This is a genomic window from Kitasatospora sp. NPDC093679, from assembly GCF_040683455.1.
Taxonomy (GTDB): Bacteria; Actinomycetota; Actinomycetes; order Streptomycetales; family Streptomycetaceae; genus Kitasatospora; species Kitasatospora arboriphila.
Genome location: NZ_JBFBDW010000023.1, coordinates 49523 through 69099, shown reverse-complemented (window position 1 = coordinate 69099; position 19577 = coordinate 49523). Strand labels below are relative to the sequence as shown.

Genomic DNA, 19577 nt, shown 5'->3' with positions numbered 1-19577 from the left:
AGGCGCGCGGTTCGACACGGAGCGACCACAGCTTCCGCCTGGGCGTCAAAACCTCTTTGAACAGCGGAAATCGTGGATACTCGAACCGGCGGACGACACCCCCGGAGGCGCCGATCCGGCAAGCCGGACAGGACGGGACCAGGCATGCCGGAAAACCCGGTCGGACAGTCAGGGACATGCGCACCGCCGGCCGGCCGACACATCGAGTCCGGCATACCCGCCGGCGCAGCGTGAGAGCGCTCTCATGTTTTCGGGCGCCGCCGGACGCCGCCGGTCAGCCCGCGGCCGAAGGACCTGCACCCGGCCGCGCCGGCGGCCCCGACCGCCGCCGACCCGGTTCCTCACGGGGCCGGCGTCCTGCACCGGCCTACCCCTTCCGCCCCGACGACCCCGGCTTCGATGCCGCCCCGGCCCGACGGCGGCTGTCGGCGACGGGTGAGTGACGACTGGCCGGGGCCGGTCCCTCCGACCTGACTGGCGGCGCCGTCCCCACCGCGCCAGGCTGGTAGGAGACCCACGGTAAACCGCAGATCACTGCCGGGAGACGACATGGCCGCACCCTCACTGCCTCTCCCTCCCGTGGATGTGGCCCGCAGCGCGGCACAGGCCCTTGCCGCCGGCGATCTGGACCGATACGGCGAACTGCTCCACGACGACGCCGTCTTCGAGGTCCTCCCGTTCGGCGAGCGGCGCGGTCGCACCGCTGTCCGCGGCTTCTTCGACGACCTCCGGGAAGCTCTGCCCGACTTCTCGTTCACCGCCGAGGCAGTGACCGGAGACGAGCAGCACGCGGCGGTCGAGTGGCGGATCCGCGGCACGTTCGACGGAAAGCCGTTCCAGGGATTCACGCCGAACGGACGCCGGTTCGACATCCGGGGCATCGACTTCCTGGAGATCCATTCCGGTCGGATCCGGCACGACCGGACGGCCTTCGACGGCGCCGAGTGGGCCCGCCAGCTGGGGCTGCTGCCGCGCCACGACTCGGTGGCCGAGCGCGCGATGGTCACCGCCTTCAACACGAAGACCCGCATCGCGAAGCACTGGCAGGAGCGCACGCACGGACGGCACGACAGCCACACCTGAACCTCGATCAGACCCCCGACGCCCCCGGCGCCGGTGACCGGGGAACAACGGCTCACGGCCGCACCGCGTCGGCCGGGACCGCACGGCCCACCGGCTCCTCACGAATCCCTGGCCCGCCGAGGACCCGGCCTGCGTCACCCTCGCCCCCTTCCGAGTGGCGGGCTCGCCCGGCGCAGTTGGGGCGGCGCCGTGGCGTACGGTTCGGCGACCCCGGTCCTCGGGGGAGCAGCGCGCTGCCGGCCCTGACGGGGCGTGGCACACCTGCCTGCCTCGTCGCGAAGGTGCCGCGGCTGCCCGGACATGTCGTGGACTTCCTCGGCACCGGACGTGCCCACCGCGCGTCCGCCCACGTGCCAGCGCCAGAACCGTGCCGATCCGATCGCGCTGTCCTGCTTGCCCGCGGCACGGCTTCCCCGGGTGTACCGCACGGCCGAGACCTGCCGGGCGTGCCGGTGCCCGCCGGTGGCCCGGCACCGGCGGACGGCGTCCGGCCCCACGTCCCGGGCGCCGGACCGGACACGCGGACCGGCGCCGAGGCGGCCGCCCTGCTGCTGGCGCGACCGCCTCCGCACGGGCCCGGACGCACCGCATGACCGCCCGGCCCCGGTGCCCGGGTGTCCGGCGTGGCGGCGAGGTCTCAGGTCATGGCGGTCCGTGGTGGTTTCGGGCCGATCAGCCGTGCCATCGGGGCCGAACGGCACCGGACACGGCGGTGACGGTGAGCGAGACTGACCGCAGAGCCACCCGTCCGAAGCCCTCGGAGGTCGCCGTGGACGTCCCGATCACCGTCGGATACGACGGATCACCCGAAAGCATCGCTGCCGCCGAGTGGGCCGTGTCCGAGGCCGAACTGCGGGGGACCCGGTTGGAACTGCTGCTCGCCTGGCCGTGGACTGCCCAGGAGGTACTCGGGCAGCCGGACGCCGTGGCCGAGAGCCGCAGACGGCTCGGCCGGCAGGAGGCCGACCTGCGGGCGCAACTGTCGAGCGTCGAGGTGACCGCGCTCTACCGCACCGGCAGCGCCGAGAAGGCGCTGGTCGCCGCGACCGAGCGCTCCTCCGTGCTCGTACTGGGCTCCCGCGGCCTGGGCGTGCTCCACGGCTTCCTCGTCGGGTCGGTCACCCGGCACGTCCTCGACCGCGCCCGGTGCCCGGTCGTCCTCGTCCGCGCGTCGGAGGAGGCCCCGGGGCCCGCCGGAGAGGTCGTCCTCGGACTGGACCTCGACCACCGCTGCGACGAGGTGCTCCACTTCGCCTTCGAATCCGCCGCCCTGCGCTCGGTGCCGCTGCGGATCGTCCATGCCTGGCGGCCGCCGATGGGCGGTGATCTGGCACCGGCTGCCGCGGCGACCCTCGGCAAGGAACTGGCGACCGAGGCGATGCAGCACTTCACCGGCACGGTCCACCCCTGGCAGGAGAAGTACCCGGACGTCGAGGTGGTGGCCTCCCTGCTACGGGGCAGTGCCGCCGCGACGCTCGTCGAGGCCGCGGGCCGGCCCGATCTCCTGGTCGTCGGCCGACGCACCCGTGGCCGAGGGTTCGGCACCCGCCTGGGGCCGGTTGCGCAGGCGGCGGTCCACCACGTCCGCAGCCCGCTTGCAGTCGTCCCCTACACCTGACGCCCACGCGCTCCCGGGACGGGTTCCGGCTCTGCCCCCGGTGCACCGCTACGACGGCCGGCCCGCCCCCTGTCGTCCCTCGGCACCGGCACCGACGGACGGCGGGGGCACGAACGGGCCAGGTCGACGGACGCGGCCCGGCGTGCCCCGGGTGGACCGGGCCGCCTCCGGGAGCCGGTGCCGTCACGTCGTCGGCGTGACCGGAACCGGACTGACCACCGCCTGCGCCACCGTTCATCGGGACTCGGTCGGATTCCTGCCCGGTCCGGCCGTCCCGTGGTTCCCTGCGGGTGAAACTGCGCGGGCACGGCCCCGCAACCCCGGCACTCCCTGATCCTCCCGGCAGGATTCGTGTCGGGCGCACCGCCGGCCGGTACTCCGCCCTGCTGCGGTGGCAGCACCCGGTGCAGCGCTGCGGTTCGGACCGGCCGCTTTCTCCACGGGCCCGCGCCCTGCAGACCGGGTGTCCCCGGGCTCGAACGGACCCGCCGCCGGCATGACGGAGCCGCCGGTGGCGGGAACGCCGGACTGCGTCCCCGCCACCGGCGGTCGGTGTCCAGGTCAGCCGTGGGAGAAGGTGACCTTCGGCAGGATGCGGTCGAGCCAGGCGGGGGTGTGCCAGGCGGCCCGGCCGGTCAGCCGGAGGACGACCGGGAGGAGGACCAAGCGGACCAGGGCGGCGTCGAGGAGCACGGCGACGCCGAGGACGATGCCCATCTCCTTGGGCGGCAGCGGCCCGGAGATCGCGAAGGTGAAGAACACCGCGAACATGACGCCGGCGGCCGCGAAGATCACCCGTCCGGAGTGGGCGAGCGCGCCGACCATGGCCTCCTTGGGGTCACCGCTGCGCTCGTAGTGTTCCTTGGCGGAGGCGAGCAGGAAGACGGTGTAGTCCATCGCGATGGCGAAGATCATCGCGAAGAAGAACACCGGCGCCCAGCCGTCCAGGAAGCCCTGCGGCTTGAAGCCGAGCAGGCCGGAGCCGTGTCCGTCCTGGAAGACCAGCCGGGCGACGCCGAACGCCGCGCCGGTGGACAGCAGGCTGGCCGCCGTACCGAGCGCGGAGATCAGCGGCGCGCGCAGGGCGACGAGCAGCAGCACGAAGCCCAGGCCCATCACCACGCCGATCACCAGCGGGGTCTTCTCGGTCAGCAGTGACTGCAGATCGAGGTTCTCCACCGCCGCGCCGCCGACCAGCGTGTCGTGCGGGAGTTCGGCCCGCAGGGTGTGGACGGTGGAGCCGAGCTGCGGGCTGGACGGGTCGACGGTGGGGACGGCCTGGATCATCGACCAGCCGGAGCCGTCGGCGGCGCCCTGGGCGGGCATGACGCCGGCGATGCCGGGCGTGTGGGCGATCTGCGTGCCGACGGCGGCGGCCTGGCCGGTGGGGGTGAGGATCTGCAGGGTGCCGGGCGCGCCGGGGCCGAAGGCCTGCTGGACGGCGGTGTAGCCGGCCCGGGCGCTGTCGTGGGCGGGGACGACGGTGATCGAGGGCATCGCGGTGCGCAGCCCGATCACCGGTGCGGCGAGGGCGATCAGGGCGGCCAGGGCGAGGGCGCCGTAGCGCAGCGGGTGCTTCCACAGGCGCTCGCCCCAGGCGGCGAAGCGCGGGGAGCGGTGTTCGCCGGTCTTCACCCAGGGCAGGGCGAGGGCGTCGACGCGGTGGCCCAGTTTGCCGAGGACGGCGGGCAGCAGGGTGAGGGTGGCGGCCAGGACGAACAGCACGGCGAGCATGATGCCGCCGGCCATCGAGCGGAACGCCGGGGACGGCACCAGCATCACCGCGGACAGGCTGACCAGCACGGTCGCCCCGGAGAGCAGGACGGCCTTGCCGGCGGTGTCCATGGTCTCCGCGACCGCCTCGGCGCTGTTCAGCGAGCGGCCCATGCGGGCGCTGCGGAAGCGGACGACCAGGAAGAGCGCGTAGTCGATGCCCAGCGCGAGGGCGAACATCATGGCGAAGTTCATCGCCCAGATGGAGACCGGGAACAGGTGGCTGATCAGCACCAGCGAGCCGGCGGAGGCGGCGAGTCCGGCCATGGTGAGCAGCAGCGGCAGTCCGGCGGCGACCAGCGAGCCGAAGGCGAGCACCAGGATGGCGAGCGTCACCGGCCAGGACATGATCTCGGACTTCATCATGGCGTCGTGGTTGGCCTTGTTGAAGTCGCTCCACAGGACGGACGCGCCGGTGGCGTGGACGCTGATCCCGTCGGCGGACAGGGCGTTGAGCGGTCCCTTGAGGTCGTCGGCGGCGCGGACCATGTCGTCCGGGGACGCCTTGGCCCCGGCGAGCAGGATCGCGGTGCGGCCGTCCTGGCTGACGGTGGCGCCGGGCTGGGGCGGGACGACGGTGGAGATCCGCGGGTCGGCGGCGGCGAGCTCGCCCGCCTTGGTGACGACCTGCTGGACGGCGGGTTCGGTGACCGGGCGGTCGGCGGTGACCACGATCTGCAGCGCGGTGGAGGCGTTGCCCGCGAAGTGCTGTTCGGCGACCTGCCTGACCTTCACGGACTCGGAGCCGTCGGCCTGCCAGCCGGCGCCGGACAGCGCGGTGGTGACCTGGGGGGCGAACGCTCCGAGCCCGATCACGACCAGCAGCCAGCCGGCGAGCACGAGCTTGAAGTGCCGTACCGACCAGGCGCCGAGGCGGCCGAGCAGGCCCGGCAGCTGCGCGGCTTTCGGGGTGGACGGCCGGGCGACGGCGGTGTCCGGGTGCTTCACGTGGTGCTCCGTTCCTGGGCGGCCCGACGGGGCGCAAAATACGGGTGGGGGTATGCGAAAAGGCTGGGAAAAGGGCCCGCACAGGGCGGGCCCGGAGGTACCGGTCACCCGGCGAGGGCGTCCAGTGCCGCACGCAGGCGGGCGGCCGCCTCGTCGGCCACCGGTTCCAGCGCGGGCTGCTCGGTCACCCGGACCATCAGCCGGGGGTCCATCACCTCGACCACGGTGTGCCCGTCGGTCGCGCGCACCACGACGTTGCACGGCAGCAGCAGCCCGATGCGGCGGTCGGCCCCGAGGGCGCGGTGGGCGAGCGCCGGGTTGCAGGCACCGAGGATCAGGTAGTCCTCCATCTCCTCCCCGAGTTTGGCCTGCATCGTGGCGCGGACGTCGATCTCGGTGAGGACGCCGAAACCCTGCTCGGCGAGTGCGGCCCGCACCCGCTCGACGGCGGGGGCGAAGGGCAGGTCGAGGGTGACGGGGATCCCGTAGTCCATGCTGAGCTCCATTCGTGGTGGACGGTCAGGCGGATTCGGCTGCCAGGTCACGGCCGGAGAGCGACCAGCCGGCGACGCCGCCCTGTACGGAGGCCGCGTCGAAGCCGGCCCGAACGAGAAGTTCGGCCCCGGCCCGGCTCCGGTTGCCGGAAGCGCAGATCACCATGAGAGCACGATCACGGGGCGGACCGGTGAGGCCGCCCGCAAGCATGCCGAGAGAATCCAACGAACGCCCGACACATGGCCTGCGGCAAATTCGAACGCCTCACGCAGGTCAAGTACCAGTGCGCCCGCCGTTCGCGCCACGGTGAACGCCTCGATGTCGACCTGCTGAACCATGGTTCACCTTTCAATACCCTGGGGGGTATATATACCAGGACAACCCCCACCGGGAGGAGTGCATTCCCTCGGCGGCGCGCCACCGTCCGCGGTGGGCGTGCCCCGACGCGGTGCCGCCGGCGCCGGCAGTCCCCCGTCGTGGTGCCCGGCGCCGCCAGGCGGTCGATGCGGGAACGCTGCGACATGGGGGCGGCGGGCATCCCCGGACAGAGTGGGCACAACGGTCCCGCTCGAACACCGACTGGAGTGTGGTCATGGACCTTCGCGACGAACTCCCCGTCGACCACCGGCTCGCCCAGGTCTACCGGATCGGCGCCGGCCTCTGCGGCGCTGCTCTGCTCGTCTTCGGCTGCCTGGGCCTCGCCGACGGTCTCGAACTCTTCAGCACCCAGGGCCCGAGCATCGCCGGACTGTCCAGCAACGGTCTGCTGAGCCTCGTCTCGATCGTCACCGCCCTCGTCCTCATCCTCGGCGCCGTCGTCGGCGGCAACACCGCCTCGACGATCAACATGACGGTCGGTGCCCTGTTCGTGCTCAGCGGATTCGCCAACCTGGCGCTGCTGGACTCGGACGCCAACGTCCTGGCCTTCCGGATGCCCAACGTGCTCTTCAGCTTCGTCATGGGACTGATCATCGCCACCTTCGGCATGTACGGCCGGGTCAGCGGCAGACTGCCGCTCGACAACCCCTACTACCGCCACCGCCACCCCGCAGCGGCCAAACCGGCCCGCCCGGCGGCCCTGACCGCCGCCGCAGCACGGCCGGAAATCAGCGGCCAGAAGGTCTGAGACGGGTGGGTTGCCCGGCGCCGCGAGCGCCGGGCACCTTCTTGCGGGCGGCACCGCGTTCCGTCGCCGCACCGACGCGCCGGGCACCCGGCGGAACACGGCGACAGGGCCCTGGCACGTCCGCGGACCCGCCCTGCGCCCGCCACCGGTCGGGGCTCCGCCGCCGGTGCGGTTCACCGGGCCCGGGGACGGGAGCCCGTCGGCACGGGCGCGCCGCCGTCCGGGCGGATCGCACGTCAGCGCATGAGCCGGAGCATCCGGTTCGCGGACGACGGCTCGCCGCTGCGGCGCCCGTCTGACGTTCACCGTGACGCCCGATCCGCACCGCACGACGGCCGAGCGTCACGCCGGCCTTCCGCTTCATGCGGAGGACGCAGCGGCCCGGCCGATCCGCACCCACCTGCACCGCGTCTTCGTCGCGGACCGGCTGGTCGCCCGTGCCGGTCTCCTGGTGACCGTCCCGGCCCGGGCCGGCGCTGACGATCTCGCCGCGCACTTCCCGCAGCTCTCCCCCACCGCCGGGGCGGGGCGCGCGGAGGTCCCGGAAGGGCTCCCGCCCTTCGTTCCCCGCCCCGGCGACTCCGCGGTCGCGGATGCGACGATGGCCCGGCTGTTCGCCGGTGGGGGTCTGCCGGACGGGCTCGACCCCGAGGACCGGGATCTTCGGCTTCTCCTGTACGTCGGGCACCTGCATCCCGTCAAGCAACAGGACCGGCTCGTCGAGGCCTGGCTGGACACCGGGCCGCACCGCTCGACGACCCTCCTCCTTGTCGGCGGATCCCCGAACAGCCCCACGGCCGTGGAGGCCGGTGTGCGCGCCGCCATTGCCAAGCTCCTCGACGGGCAGCCGCTCGTCCGCCGGCGGACGGCACTGTGGCCTGCGCTGCCCAACCGGCGCGTGCGCATCCTGGAGCGGGCGCTCGCGGAGCGGCAGGCCGGCTCGGCCGTCTACGTGTGCGAACGCCAAGGAGGAGTTCGGCCCGGCCGTGCTGGAGGTCATGGACGCCGGTCTCGCCGCGGCCGGGCCGGAACGCGGCGGGGTCCCGCCCTACATCCGGGACGGCGTCAACGGGTTCCTGCTGGACACCGGCTCGGGTACGGCCCTGGGGCCGGGCTGGTGCCGGTGTGCGCCACGCCCCGGGCGGAGCTGGACGCGATGGCCGCGCGCGCCCGACGGACCGTTCGGCGCGGCTACTCCGTCGATGCCATGGCGGGGGCACTCGCCCGCGCCTACACGGCGGCACCTTGGCGCCCCGTCGAACCGTGGTGCCGGGCCATTGTGCCCGGGGCGCGGTTCGTCGCCGCGAGAAGTCGTCGGCGTGACTCGATGCAGGAGCGCTGCGAGTACGGTCCGGCGACGGAGCCGCAGATGGTGGAAAGCAAGAAGTTCACGAGAAGGAGCAGATCATGTCCGTCGTTCGGAAGCTTCATGAGGCCGGTCTGACCAGCGAGCACGCCTACACGGCCGCCTTCGCGTCGATCGGCCTGTCCCTGCTCAGCTGGGGCATCTCGATGAAGGCGGAACAGGCCGGCGTCGAACGGGCCGACCGCTGGGGCATCTTCGTCGGCGAGTGGGCACCGACCTTCTTCGCCCTCGGCCTTGCCCTGGCGAACCACGAGAAGCCCCCGGTCACCGATTTCAGGTAGCCGCCGGGGAAGCCTCCGCCGCGCCTCGTACGGCGGAGGGGCGGCGGACGGCACCGGCGGGGCGACGGGCGGCACCGGCGGTGTCGGCCGGTACCGGACCCGTGGGACGGGCGTTCTGGCCGGGAGTCCGGTGCCGGGCTCCCGGTCCCCGGGCCACGGGGCGGTGGCCGACGGACGGTCAGGGCGTCTTTGCCTGTGGCCCGTCGGCGCGGCGGGCGGGGGCGACGACTGCACCCGTCCGGTGGTCGAGGAGGCAGTTCACGCCGACGACGCCGTCCACGCTCCGGCACAGCCGCTCCACGACCGGCACCTGGCCGCGGTGGTCGACGGTGCCGGTCAGGGTGACGAGCCCGTCGCGCACCCGGACGCCGAGGGTGTCCGGGTCGATGCCCAGCGTGCGGCGCAGGACGTCGTGCCGGATCTCCTCGCGGATCGCCCGGTCGTGGCGGAGGAAGACGCGCAGCAGATCGCTGCGGCTGACGACGCCCACGAGCCGTCCCGCCTCGTCGACCACCGCGAGCCGCTTGAGCCCCTTGCTCTGCATCAGCCGGGCGGCCTCGACCACCGTCCACTCCGGACGGGCGCACACCGCCGGCGCGGTCATCAGGCCCTCCGCGGTGGTGGCCCGGCTGCGGGCGCGTTCAGCGGCCGCCAGCTGCGGGGTGAGCAGCAGTCCGGCGGGGTCCTCCCGGGCGGCCTCGTTGAGCAGCAGGTCGGCCTCGGAGACCAGGCCGAGCGGCCGGTCCTCGTCGTCGAGCACGGGCACGGCGGTGATGTCGTGCTCGGCGAGCAGCCGGACGATCTCCTTGAAGGCGGTGTCGGGCCGTACGTGGACGACGGCGGAGGTCATCAGCTCGCCGACGAGGCGGTGTCGCATGGGCTCTGTTCCCTTCTGGTTCCGGCGGCCCGGTACGGCCGCCGCGTCGGTACGGTCGTGCACGGCCGTCGTTCCTCACGGGCCCGGCCTGTCCCCTCAACCGTGCTGTGTCCGGCGGCGGTCGGTGAGGGCCGTGCGGGCCCGCCGCGCCGGGACCTTCAGCCCGCCCGCGCCGGCGGCCGGGGCCGGTCACGACGCGGCGGCGGGGCGTCAGACGGCGTACAGGCCGTGGGCGGCGAACACCGCGCGGGCGGCGGCGGTCTGCCCGGCGGTGGGCACGGGCGTGTCGGCGAGCGTGAACTCCAGGCCGAGTGCGCGCCACTTCTCCGCGCCGAGCCGGTGGAAGGGCAGCACGTCGACCCGCGAGACGTTGCCCAGCGAGGCGGTGAAGGCGGCCACGCCCTCGACGTTCTCCGGGCGGTCGGTCAGCCCGGGGACGAGGACGAAGCGCACCCACACCTCCTTGCCGAGGTCGGCCAGCCGGCGGGCGAAGGTCAGCGTCGGCCCCAACTCGCGGGCGGTCAGCCGGCGGTAGAGGGAGCGGTCCCACGACTTGATGTCCAGCAGGACGAGGTCGGTGTCGGCGAGCAGCGCGTCGGTGGCCCGGGAACCGAGGTAGCCGGAGGTGTCCAGTGCGGTGTGCAGGCCGAGTTCGTGCTTGAAGCGGTGCAGGAGTTCCCCGGTGAAGACCGGCTGCAGCAGCGGCTCGCCGCCGCTGACGGTGGCGCCGCCGCCGGAGACGGCGATGAAGTCGACGTACTTGGCGGCCTCCCCGACGACCTCGTCCGCGAGGACGCGCCGCCCGTCCCGCATGTACCGGGTGTCGGGGTTGTGGCAGTACTGGCAGCGCAGCGGGCATCCGGCGAGGAAGGCCACGAAGCGGGTGCCGGGGCCGTCGACGCCGGTGGACAGGTCCCAGGAGTGGAACATCCCGCCCGGCTCGCGGCGGGTGACGGCGGCGGCCGGTGTGGCGGCGGACCCGGGTCGGTCCGGTGTCCTCATGGGAACGGGGGTTTCGGACATGGCAGGCTCCCGGGGTGTGGCGGGCCGCTGCTACAGCGAGCCGTGGAAGGTGCGGTTGACCACGTCGAGCTGCTGCTCACGGGTCAGCCGGACGAAGTTGACCGCGTAGCCGCTGACCCGGATCGTCAGCTGCGGGTACTTCTCCGGGTGCGCCATCGCGTCCAGCAGGGTGTCGCGGTTCAGCACGTTGACGTTCATGTGGAAGCCGCCGCAGGCCGTGTAGCCGTCCAGCACGCCGACCAGGTTGCGCACCCGCTCCTGCTCCGTGCGGCCGAGCGCGTCGGGGGTGACGGTGCTGGTCAGCGAGATGCCGTCCTCGGCCTGCGCGTACGGCAGTTTGGCCACCGACAGGGCGCTGGCGACGTACCCGTGGCGGTCCCGGCCGTTCATCGGGTTGGCGCCCGGGGAGAAGGGCTCGCCGGCCCGCCGGCCGTCCGGGGTGGCCCCGGTCTTCTTGCCGTAGACCACGTTGGAGGTGATGGTCAGCACCGACTGGGTGTGCTCCGCCTGCCGGTACGTGGGGTGCTTGCGCACCTTGCGCATGAACTCCTCGACCAGCCACACCGCGATGGAGTCCGCCCGGTCGTCGTTGTTGCCGTACGCGGGGTAGTCGCCCTCGACGACGTAGTCCACCGCGAGGCCGCTCGCGTCGCGGACCGGCCGCACCGTCGCGTACTTGACGGCGGACAGCGAGTCCGCGGCCACCGCGAGGCCGGCGATGCCGCAGGCCATGGTGCGCCGCACCGCCCGGTCGTGCAGGGCCATCTCCAGGCGCTCGTAGGCGTACTTGTCGTGCATGTAGTGGATGACGTCGAGCGCGTGCACGTACGTCTCGGCGAGCCACTCCAGCTGCTCGTCGAACCGGGCGAGCACCTCCTCGTAGTCGAGGACCTCGGCGGTGACGGCGCCCGTCCGCGGGCCGACCTGCGCCCCCGACACCTCGTCCCGGCCGCCGTTGATCGCGTAGAGGAGGGTCTTGGCGAGGTTCACCCGGGCGCCGAAGAACTGCATCTGCCTGCCGACCGCCATCGCCGAGACGCAGCAGGCGATCGCGGTGTCGTCGCCGAAGCGGGGCCGCATCAGCTCGTCCGACTCGTACTGCACGCTGGAGGTGTCGATCGACACCTTGGCGCAGAACTCCTTGAAGCCCTCCGGCAGTTCGGGCGACCAGAAGACGGTCATGTTCGGCTCCGGCGCCGGGCCCAGGTTGTAGAGGGTCTGCAGGTACCGGAAGGAGGTGCGGGTGACCAGCGGCCGGCCGTCCTCGCCGATGCCGCCGATCGACTCGGTGACCCAGGTCGGATCGCCGGAGAACAGCTCGTCGTACTCGGGGGTGCGCAGGAAGCGGACGATCCGCAACTTGACGACGAAGTCGTCGACGAGCTCCTGGGCCTGCTCCTCGGTGAGCAGCCCGGCCGCGAGGTCGCGCTCCAGGTAGACGTCGAGGAAGGTGGCGGTGCGGCCGAGCGACATCGCGGCGCCGTTCTGCTCCTTCACCGCCGCGAGGTAGGCGAAGTACAGCCACTGGACGGCCTCCCGGGCGGTGGCGGCCGGCCCGGAGACGTCGTGCCCGTAGGACGCCGCCATCCGCTTGAGCTCGTCCAGCGCCCTGATCTGCTCGGCGAGTTCCTCGCGCTCGCGGAGCGTCTCCTCCAGTGCGCCGGGGTCGCGGGGGGCGGCGTCGAGTCCGGCCTTCTCGGCCCGCTTGGCCTCGATCAGCCGGTCCACGCCGTACAGCGCGACCCGGCGGTAGTCGCCGATGATCCGGCCGCGGCCGTAGGCGTCCGGCAGGCCGGTGATGACACCGGCCTTGCGGGCGGCCAGGATCTCGGGGGTGTAGGCGTCGAAGACGCCGTCGTTGTGGGTCTTGCGGTAGGTGGTGAAGACCTTCTCCAGCTCCGGCGACACCGGGTAGCCGTAGGCGCGCAGGGCGCCCGCCACCATCCGCCAGCCGCCGTTCGGCATGATCGCCCGCTTCAGCGGGGCGTCGGTCTGCAGGCCGACGATCAACTCCCGCTCCCGGTCGATGTATCCGGGTGCGTGCGCGGTGATGCCGGACGGGACGTCGTACGCGACGTCGTACACGCCCTTGGCGCGCTCCTCGGGGAAGCGGTCGGTGATCCGCTTCCACACCGCCAGGGTCCGCTCGGTCGGGCCGGCCAGGAAGGCGGCGTCGCCCTCGTAGGGGGTGTAGTTGTGCTGGATGAAGTCGCGGACGTCGATCGCGTCTCGCCACAGGCCGCCCCGGAAGCCGTCCCAGGCTCCGCGGGTGGCCGTCTCCGTCTGCCGGACCGTCATCGTCGTTGCTCCCGTCGTGTTGTCGTCGGAACGGTCGTGCTGCTCGGGCCGTCGGTGCTCAGCCCCGGGTGCCGTAGTAGGCCTGGGTCATGAGCTGCTGCATGTCGGCGAGCATCGGCAGCCGCGGGTTGGCCGGGGCGCACTGGTCCTCGTAGGCGTTCATCGCCTGCCGGGGCAGCGCCGCCAGGAACGCCGCCTCGTCCACGCCCGCCTCCTTGAAGGACCGCGGGATGCCGACCCGGTCGCGCAGGTCCTCGACGGCCGCGGCGAGCGACTCCACGCCCTGCTCCGGCGTGGTGGCGGGCAGGCCGAGCGCCTCGGCGACGGCCCGGTAGCGTTCCGGTGCCGCGTAGCTGCGGTACTTGGGCCAGCTGGTGACCTTGCCGGGCGCGGCGCCGTTGTACCGGATGACGTGCGGCAGCAGCAGGGCGTTGGTCCGCCCGTGCGCGATGTGGAAGGTGGCGCCGAGGGTGTGCGCCATGGCGTGCACCACGCCGAGGAAGGCGGAGCCGAAGGCCATGCCGGCGATGGTGCCGGCGTTGTGCATCTTCTCGCGGGCCACCGTGTCGTTCGGCCCGTCGGACACCGCCCGCTCCAGGTGCTCGAAGATCAGCCGGATGCCCTGCAACGCCAGGCCGTCGGTGAAGTCGTTGGCGTAGACCGACACGTAGGTCTCGATGCAGTGGGTGAGGGCGTCGAAGCCGGAGTCCGCGGTGACGTCCTTCGGCAACCGGGTGGTGAGCGCCGGGTCGACGATCGCGACGCTCGGGGTGAGCGCGTAGTCCGCCAGCGGGTACTTCTGGCCGGTGGCGGTGTCGGTGATCACCGCGAACGGGGTGACCTCGGACCCGGTGCCCGAGGTGGTGGGGATGCACACCAGCTTCGCCTTCTCCCCCAGGTCGGGGAAGGTGAAGGCGCGCTTGCGGATGTCGAAGAACTTCTCCTTCAGGTCGGCGAACTCGACCTCCGGGTGCTCGTACATCAGCCACATCACCTTGGCGGCGTCCATCGGCGACCCGCCGCCGAGCGCGACGATCGTGTCGGGCCGGAACTCCCGCATGAGCTCGGCGCCCTTGCGGACGGTGTCGATGCTGGGGTTGGGCTCGACGAAGTCGACCACCCGCACCTCGACGGGCTCGCTGCGGCGGTCGAGGACGCCCCTGATCCGCTCCAGGTGGCCGATCTCGACCATCGTCCGGTCCGTGACGACGACGATCCGGCGGGCGTTCGGCATGCTCGCCAGGTACGTGATCGAGTTGCGCTCGAAGTAGATCTTCGGCGGGACCTTGAACCACTGCATGTTGGTGTTCCGCCGGCCGATCCGCTTGATGTTGAGGAGGTTCGGTGCCGACACGTTGCCCGACACCGAGTTGTGCCCGTAGCTGCCGCAGCCGAGCGTCAGCGAGGGGGTGAAGGCGTTGTAGACGTCGCCGATGCCGCCCTGGGAGCTGGGCGCGTTCCAGATGATCCGACAGGCCTTCACCGCGTGCCCGAACTCCTCGACGAACGCGGCGTCCTCGGTGTGCACCGCCGCCGTGTGCCCGAGCCCGTTGAACTCCACCATGGCGGCCGAGAGTTCGACGCCTTCACGGCGCGATCCCGCGGTCAGCACCGCCAGCACGGGGCACAGCTTCTCCCGGGTCAGCGGCTCGAACGGCCCCACCCGCTCGACGTCCACCAGGATCACCGAGGTGTCCGCCGGCACCTCGAACCCCGCCGCTTCGGCGATCTGCGCCGCGGAGCGGCCCACCACCCCGGGGTTCAGCCGCTCCCCGGCGCAGGAGGTGCCGTCCGCGGAGCCGAACAGGTGGCGCTCCAGCAGGGCCTTCTCCTCGGCACTCGCGTGGTGCGCCTTCAGCGTGCGGAACTCGGCGAGTGCGGCGTCGCGGATCTCCGCGTCGAGGACGACCGCCTGCTCCGAGGCGCAGATCATCCCGTTGTCGAAGGTCTTGGACAGGACGATGTCGTTGACCGCCCGCTTCAGGTCGGCACTCCGCTCCACGTACGCGGGGACGTTGCCCGCGCCGACGCCGAGGGCCGGCTTGCCGCACGAGTAGGCGGCGCGGACCATCGCGTTGCCGCCGGTGGCCAGGATCGTGGCGACGTCCGGATGGTTCATCAGCGCCTGGGTGGCCGCCATCGACGGCTCCTCGATCCACTGGATGCAGTGCTCGGGCGCCCCGGCCGCCACCGCGGCGTCGCGGACGATCCGCGCCGCCTCCGCGGAGCAGCGCTGCGCCGCCGGGTGGAAGGCGAAGACGATCGGGTTGCGCGTCTTCAGGGCCAGCAGGCTCTTGAAGATCGTGGTCGAGGTGGGGTTGGTCACCGGGGTGACACCGGCGACGACGCCGACCGGTTCGGCGATCTCCACGATGCCCTCGATGTCGTCGCGGCGCACCACCCCGACCGTCCTCGTCCGGGCCATCACATGGGTGACGTTCTCGCAGGCGAAGACGTTCTTGACCGCCTTGTCCTCGAACAGCCCGCGCCCGGTCTCCTCCACCGCCAGGACCGCGAGACCGGTGTGCTGGGCCAGCGCGGCCAGGGACGCCTTCTTGACGATGTGGTCGATCTGTTCCTGGGTGGAGTCCGCGTACTCCCGAAGTGCCGTCAGGGCGTGTGCCACGAGCGTGTCGACGGCCGGCGCGGCGCCGCCCGGAGCGGGCGGCTGCACGGTGTGCGGGCGGCGGGTCATGGCAGGACCACCTTTCAGTGGGATCGTCCGGGGATCGTCCGGAGAGCGGCGGCCGGCGGGTCGTGCCCGGCTCTCGACGAGAAGCTTCCTGCGCGCGGCACGGGCCGGGGATGCGCCGATGGGGACCGGGTCTTCGGGCCGAAGGTCCCTTCTCGGCAGCCGGCCGCAGGGCCGTTGGTCCGCCGGTCCGCCCGGGTGGGAGTCCGCGCGCTCGTGCTCACGACCCGGGCACGACCGCCACGGGGCAGGCGGCGTGGTGCAGAACGGCATGGACGACCGGGCCGAGCGGGATCACGGAGCCGACGGGCCGACGCCCCAGCACCATCAACCGCGCCTTGGCGGACACGTCCACCAGCACCCCGGCCGGCCCCCCGCCCTCGACGTCCTCCAGCACCTCGACCTCGGGATTGAGCGCCTTCCACGGCTCCAGGGCGGCGGCCAGCAGCCGGGCCTCACCGCCGGAGCCGGCCGGGCGTGCGGCCCCGGCGTGGACGGCCCGCAGCGGCAGGCCGTACCGGTGCGCGGCCGCGAAGGCGAAGCCGAGGGCCGCGTCGGCGGGGCGCCGCGCGTCCACCCCTACCGCCACGAACTCGCGGGGATGCGGCCCGGCGGCCTCCACCGGCAGCACCACCGTGGGGCAGCCCGTCCGGGCGACGACCTGCAGCGCGGTCGAGCCGACCCGCAGGTCCGGGAAGCCGCCGTTCCCCCTTGCCCCGAGCACCAGGAGGTCCGCGTCCTCGCCCGCCGCGAGGAGCGCCGGGGCGGCGGTGTCGTGGGCCTGCTCGGTGCGCATCCGCAGCCGCGGGTGACGCACCGCCAGGACGTGGGCCACCTCGTGCAGCAGGTCGCCCGCCGGCCGGACGGCCACGGCACCGGCGGGGAGCAGATGGGGCATCAGCGGGAGGGCGTGCAGGACGCGCAGCGGCCGGTCGCGCAGCAACGCCTCGCGGGCGGCCCAGTCGGCGGCCGCCGTCCCGGCCTCGGATCCGTCGACGCCGACGGTGACGGGAAGGTCCACGGTGAATCGTCTCCTCTCGACCCCCCTCCGTTCCGGGCAGAGCCCGGGGGCGGCCCCGTCGAGCGGGCGACCCACTCCCATCATCACCCGGTGCAACCGTTCGGTCACAGGGCCCACCGGCCCGGATCTGCCGCGCCTGACCGGGACCTGCGGCCCCCGCGGAGGGACTGCAGGGCCCTGCCGGCGGCGGTCGCGCAGCGACCAGGCTGGACGGCGCCTGCCGACGGCGCAGGCGCACTCCACAACGACCGGGACGAGGCATGATCGACAGCGGACGCACCACCAAGGCGTATCTGGTCGGCGGCGGGATCGCCGCCCTGGCAGCCGCGGCCTTCCTGATCCGGGACGGCGGCGTCCCCGGTGAGAACATCCGCATCCTGGAGCAGATGCCCCTCACCGGCGGCTCGCTCGACGGGCGGAAGGCGCCGGACGGGGCGTACGTGACCCGCGGCGGGCGGATGCTGGAGGACGAGGCGTACACGTGCCTGTGGAACCTCCTGGAATCGATCCCGACCCTGGACGATCCGAACGTCTCCGTCCGCCAGGAGGTCGCCGACTTCAACCGGGCGGTGCCGACGGACGCCAGAGCCCGGCTGATCGACCGCGACCACCGGATCGTCGACGCGTCGCGCCTCGGCCTCGACGCCCGCGACCGGCTGGAACTGGCCCGCCTGCTGGTCACACCCGAGTCGGCGATCGGCGCCCGGCGGATCGACGAGTTCTTCTCCGAACACTTCTTCGCCACCAACTTCTGGGCGATGTGGCGGACGACCTTCGCCTTCCAGAACTGGCACAGCGCAATCGAGCTCAAGCGCTACTTCCTGCGCTTCCTCCAGGAGTTCCCGCGCATCCACACCCTGGCGGGCGTCCGTCGCACCCGGTTCAACCAGTACGACTCCGTCGTGCGGCCGCTCACCAAGTGGCTGCTGGAGCGCGGCGTGCGGATCGAGCAGGGCGTGACCGTCACCGACGTCGACTTCACCGAGAGGGACGGAATCCGCCGCGCCGGGCGCCTCCACCTGCGGCGGGCGAGCGGCCCGGAGACCGTCGAGCTCGCCGAGCTGGACCTGGCGTTCATCACGCTCGGTTCGATGACCGCCGACGCCTCCTTCGGCGGGGACGACACCGTCCCGGAGCTCGTCCGCGACAAGCGCGACGGCAGCTGGACGCTGTGGGAGACGCTGGCCCTGAAGGCGCCCGACTTCGGCCGGCCGTCGGTCTTCAACGGCAGCGTCGCCGAGGCCGCCTGGGAGTCGTTCACCCTCACCATGCGCAGCCCCGCACTGCTCAAGCGGATCGAGGAATACAGCGGTAACGCCCCGGGCACCGGCGCGCTGATGACCTTCAAGGACTCGCCGTGGCTGATGTCGATCGTCGTCCCCCGCCAGCCGCACTTCGCCGGCCAGCCCGAGGGCGTGTTCACCCTGTGGGGGTACGGCCTGTTCATGGACGCTCCCGGTGACTTCACCGGCAAGCCCATGGCCGCATGCACCGGGCGGGAGATCCTCACCGAACTGCTCGGCCAGCTGGGCTTCGACGACATCGCGGAGGAGGTGCGCGCCTCCACCACCATCACCTCCGTGATGATGCCCTACATCACCAGCCAGTTCGCCCGCCGCTCGGCGCACGACCGGCCCAGGGTGATCCCGCACGGCGCACGGAACTTCGCCTTCCTCGGCCAGTACGTCGAGATTCCGGAGGACGTCGTCTTCACCGTCGAGTACTCGGTGCGCGGCGCCATGCACGCCGTCCACCGGTTGCTGGGACTCGACCTGCCGGTGCCACCGGTGCATCACGCTCTGGCGGAGCCGGCGACCGTGCTCGCGGCCCTGCGGACCGCGCTCGCCTGAGCCACGCCGCCCCGTCCGCCGGCCGCACCGCGGAGCGCGGCCGGCTGCGGGACCGGCAGGAACCGGGAACGGCCCGATCGCTGTTCCGTTAGGCGTTTCCGTGTCCTGCCGGTGCCCTGCAGCCCGGAGCGATCGTCCCGCACCCGCACGGCTCGGCAGCACCGGGGCGCCGGCGACACCCGTCATGTCCGAGCGGGCATCTCCCCGGGCAGGGCCGCCCGGACACGCCGTCACCGGGGCGCATAATGGGGTCCGTTGCCGGGGTGGCCGGGGCCGCCCGGCCCCGGTGTCCTCCGGGAGCCCCCCGGCACACCGCCGACGGTCCCACCCGCCGCCCCGACGGCGGGTCCGAGAGTTACGGAGACGCGATGACGGGCAGCACGGAGGCCCAGGCGAGCACCCAGATCACGGTGTTCCTCCTCGACGACCACGAGGTCGTCCGGCGCGGCGTGCACGACCTGCTGGACTCCGAGCCCGACCTCACGGTCATCGGCGAGGCCGCCACCGTCGAACAGGCCCTGGCCCGCGTGCCGGCGCTGCGCCCCGACGTCGCGGTCCTGGACATGCGGCTGCCCGACGGCGACGGAGTGACCGTCTGCCGCGAACTGCGCTCGAAGATGCCGGAGCTGGCGTGCCTCATCCTGACCTCCTTCGACGACGAGGAGGCGCTGCTGGACTCGATCATGGCCGGCGCCTCCGGCTACGTCCTCAAGCAGATCACCGGCACCGACCTGGTCTCGGCCGTCCGCACGGTCGCCGGCGGCCAGTCCATGCTCGACCCCGGTGCCACCACCCGCCTGATGGCCCGCCTGCGCGGCGACACCGCCCCGCCGGCCTCCGACATGCCCGCTCTCACGGACCGGGAGCGGGAGATCCTCGCGCTGATCGGCGAGGGCCTCACCAACCGCCAGATCGGGCAGCGCCTCTACCTGGCGGAGAAGACCGTCAAGAACCACATCTCCCGGCTGCTGGCCAAGCTCGGCGTCGAACGGCGCGTCCAGGCCGCGGTCATCGCCACCCAGGCCATGGCCTCCCAGGACCAGGCGGCCGGCCGCACCGCCCGCTGACGACCGGGCCCGGCGCGGCGGGCCGCCCGGCCGTCCGACCGGGGCCGAAGGCCCCTGCC

16 protein-coding genes are annotated in these 19577 nt (G+C 72.9%); 7 read left to right on the top strand and 9 right to left on the bottom strand.

Annotated elements, in window-relative coordinates; all coding sequences use genetic code 11:
• The first annotated feature begins 549 nt into the window (after positions 1-549).
• Both AB0O09_RS20365 and AB0O09_RS20360 read left to right on the top strand, forming a co-directional pair.
• Complete coding sequence (locus tag AB0O09_RS20365; protein ID WP_363543143.1) at positions 550-1083, top strand: ester cyclase; 534 nt, start codon at positions 550-552, stop codon at positions 1081-1083.
• Between the two features lie 718 nt (positions 1084-1801).
• The gene (locus AB0O09_RS20360; RefSeq protein ID WP_363543141.1) at positions 1802-2701 is read left to right on the top strand and encodes a universal stress protein; all 900 of its coding nucleotides are present in this window, start codon (positions 1802-1804) and stop codon (positions 2699-2701) included.
• 561 nt (positions 2702-3262) lie between these two features.
• Here AB0O09_RS20360 and AB0O09_RS20355 read toward each other — a convergent pair.
• The 4 genes from AB0O09_RS20355 to AB0O09_RS20340 all read right to left on the bottom strand — a co-directional run bounded on the left by AB0O09_RS20355 (position 3263) and on the right by AB0O09_RS20340 (position 6255).
• Entirely contained in the window at positions 3263-5422 is a 2160-nt protein-coding gene (locus AB0O09_RS20355) for an MMPL family transporter (protein WP_363543139.1), read from the bottom strand.
• A 104-nt stretch (positions 5423-5526) separates the two neighbouring features.
• Positions 5527-5916 (bottom strand): DUF302 domain-containing protein, encoded by a 390-nt coding sequence (locus AB0O09_RS20350; protein WP_363543137.1) that lies wholly within the window; start codon positions 5914-5916, stop codon positions 5527-5529.
• Between the two features lie 25 nt (positions 5917-5941).
• Entirely contained in the window at positions 5942-6082 is a 141-nt protein-coding gene (locus AB0O09_RS20345) for a rhodanese-like domain-containing protein (RefSeq protein ID WP_363543135.1), read from the bottom strand.
• On the bottom strand, positions 6076-6255 hold the full coding sequence (locus AB0O09_RS20340; RefSeq protein ID WP_363543134.1) for a hypothetical protein: 180 nt from the start codon (positions 6253-6255) through the stop codon (positions 6076-6078). The genes AB0O09_RS20345 and AB0O09_RS20340 overlap by 7 nt, the downstream gene beginning before the upstream one ends.
• 254 nt (positions 6256-6509) lie before the next feature.
• Between AB0O09_RS20340 and AB0O09_RS20335 the strand changes: the two genes are divergently transcribed.
• The 3 genes from AB0O09_RS20335 to AB0O09_RS20325 all read left to right on the top strand — a co-directional run bounded on the left by AB0O09_RS20335 (position 6510) and on the right by AB0O09_RS20325 (position 8690).
• Entirely contained in the window at positions 6510-7043 is a 534-nt protein-coding gene (locus AB0O09_RS20335; RefSeq protein ID WP_363543132.1) for a DUF4383 domain-containing protein, read from the top strand.
• A gap of 307 nt (positions 7044-7350) precedes the next feature.
• Positions 7351-8487 (top strand): hypothetical protein, encoded by a 1137-nt coding sequence (locus AB0O09_RS20330; protein ID WP_363543130.1) that lies wholly within the window; start codon positions 7351-7353, stop codon positions 8485-8487.
• Complete coding sequence (locus AB0O09_RS20325; RefSeq protein WP_363543128.1) at positions 8451-8690, top strand: hypothetical protein; 240 nt, start codon at positions 8451-8453, stop codon at positions 8688-8690. The genes AB0O09_RS20330 and AB0O09_RS20325 overlap by 37 nt, the downstream gene beginning before the upstream one ends.
• A gap of 178 nt (positions 8691-8868) precedes the next feature.
• Here AB0O09_RS20325 and AB0O09_RS20320 read toward each other — a convergent pair whose 3' ends face one another.
• From AB0O09_RS20320 to AB0O09_RS20300, 5 genes are all read right to left on the bottom strand, one after another.
• Positions 8869-9567 carry a CBS domain-containing protein gene (locus AB0O09_RS20320; RefSeq protein WP_363543126.1) on the bottom strand — a complete coding sequence of 233 codons (699 nt, stop codon included), beginning with the start codon at positions 9565-9567 and terminating at the stop codon, positions 8869-8871.
• A 210-nt stretch (positions 9568-9777) separates the two neighbouring features.
• Positions 9778-10569, bottom strand: a complete 792-nt coding sequence (gene pflA, locus AB0O09_RS20315; protein ID WP_363543125.1) for a pyruvate formate-lyase-activating protein — start codon at positions 10567-10569, stop codon at positions 9778-9780.
• A 51-nt stretch (positions 10570-10620) separates the two neighbouring features.
• On the bottom strand, positions 10621-12888 hold the full coding sequence (gene pflB / locus AB0O09_RS20310; protein WP_363543123.1) for a formate C-acetyltransferase: 2268 nt from the start codon (positions 12886-12888) through the stop codon (positions 10621-10623).
• Between the two features lie 58 nt (positions 12889-12946).
• Positions 12947-15583 carry a bifunctional acetaldehyde-CoA/alcohol dehydrogenase gene (adhE, locus tag AB0O09_RS20305; protein WP_363543122.1) on the bottom strand — a complete coding sequence of 879 codons (2637 nt, stop codon included), beginning with the start codon at positions 15581-15583 and terminating at the stop codon, positions 12947-12949.
• Between the two features lie 217 nt (positions 15584-15800).
• On the bottom strand, positions 15801-16601 hold the full coding sequence (locus AB0O09_RS20300; RefSeq protein ID WP_363543120.1) for a universal stress protein: 801 nt from the start codon (positions 16599-16601) through the stop codon (positions 15801-15803).
• 260 nt (positions 16602-16861) lie between these two features.
• On the opposite strand from AB0O09_RS20300, the gene AB0O09_RS20295 reads away from it, so the two are divergent.
• The gene (locus AB0O09_RS20295) at positions 16862-18451 is read left to right on the top strand and encodes an oleate hydratase (RefSeq protein ID WP_363543118.1); all 1590 of its coding nucleotides are present in this window, start codon (positions 16862-16864) and stop codon (positions 18449-18451) included.
• A gap of 368 nt (positions 18452-18819) precedes the next feature.
• Positions 18820-19518, top strand: a complete 699-nt coding sequence (locus tag AB0O09_RS20290) for a response regulator transcription factor (RefSeq protein WP_363543116.1) — start codon at positions 18820-18822, stop codon at positions 19516-19518.
• Positions 19519-19577 lie beyond the last annotated feature (59 nt).

Coding starts and splice junctions, on each gene's coding strand:
- AB0O09_RS20340 (WP_363543134.1), bottom strand. CDS start 6,255: ATGGTTCAGCAGGTCGACATCGAGGCGTTCACCGTGGCGCGAACGGCG.
- AB0O09_RS20290 (WP_363543116.1), top strand. CDS start 18,820: ATGACGGGCAGCACGGAGGCCCAGGCGAGCACCCAGATCACGGTGTTC.
- AB0O09_RS20295 (WP_363543118.1), top strand. CDS start 16,862: ATGATCGACAGCGGACGCACCACCAAGGCGTATCTGGTCGGCGGCGGG.
- AB0O09_RS20350 (WP_363543137.1), bottom strand. CDS start 5,916: ATGGACTACGGGATCCCCGTCACCCTCGACCTGCCCTTCGCCCCCGCC.
- pflA (WP_363543125.1), bottom strand. CDS start 10,569: ATGAGGACACCGGACCGACCCGGGTCCGCCGCCACACCGGCCGCCGCC.
- AB0O09_RS20335 (WP_363543132.1), top strand. CDS start 6,510: ATGGACCTTCGCGACGAACTCCCCGTCGACCACCGGCTCGCCCAGGTC.
- AB0O09_RS20320 (WP_363543126.1), bottom strand. CDS start 9,567: ATGCGACACCGCCTCGTCGGCGAGCTGATGACCTCCGCCGTCGTCCAC.
- pflB (WP_363543123.1), bottom strand. CDS start 12,888: ATGACGGTCCGGCAGACGGAGACGGCCACCCGCGGAGCCTGGGACGGC.
- adhE (WP_363543122.1), bottom strand. CDS start 15,583: ATGACCCGCCGCCCGCACACCGTGCAGCCGCCCGCTCCGGGCGGCGCC.
- AB0O09_RS20365 (WP_363543143.1), top strand. CDS start 550: ATGGCCGCACCCTCACTGCCTCTCCCTCCCGTGGATGTGGCCCGCAGC.
- AB0O09_RS20325 (WP_363543128.1), top strand. CDS start 8,451: ATGTCCGTCGTTCGGAAGCTTCATGAGGCCGGTCTGACCAGCGAGCAC.
- AB0O09_RS20345 (WP_363543135.1), bottom strand. CDS start 6,082: ATGGTGATCTGCGCTTCCGGCAACCGGAGCCGGGCCGGGGCCGAACTT.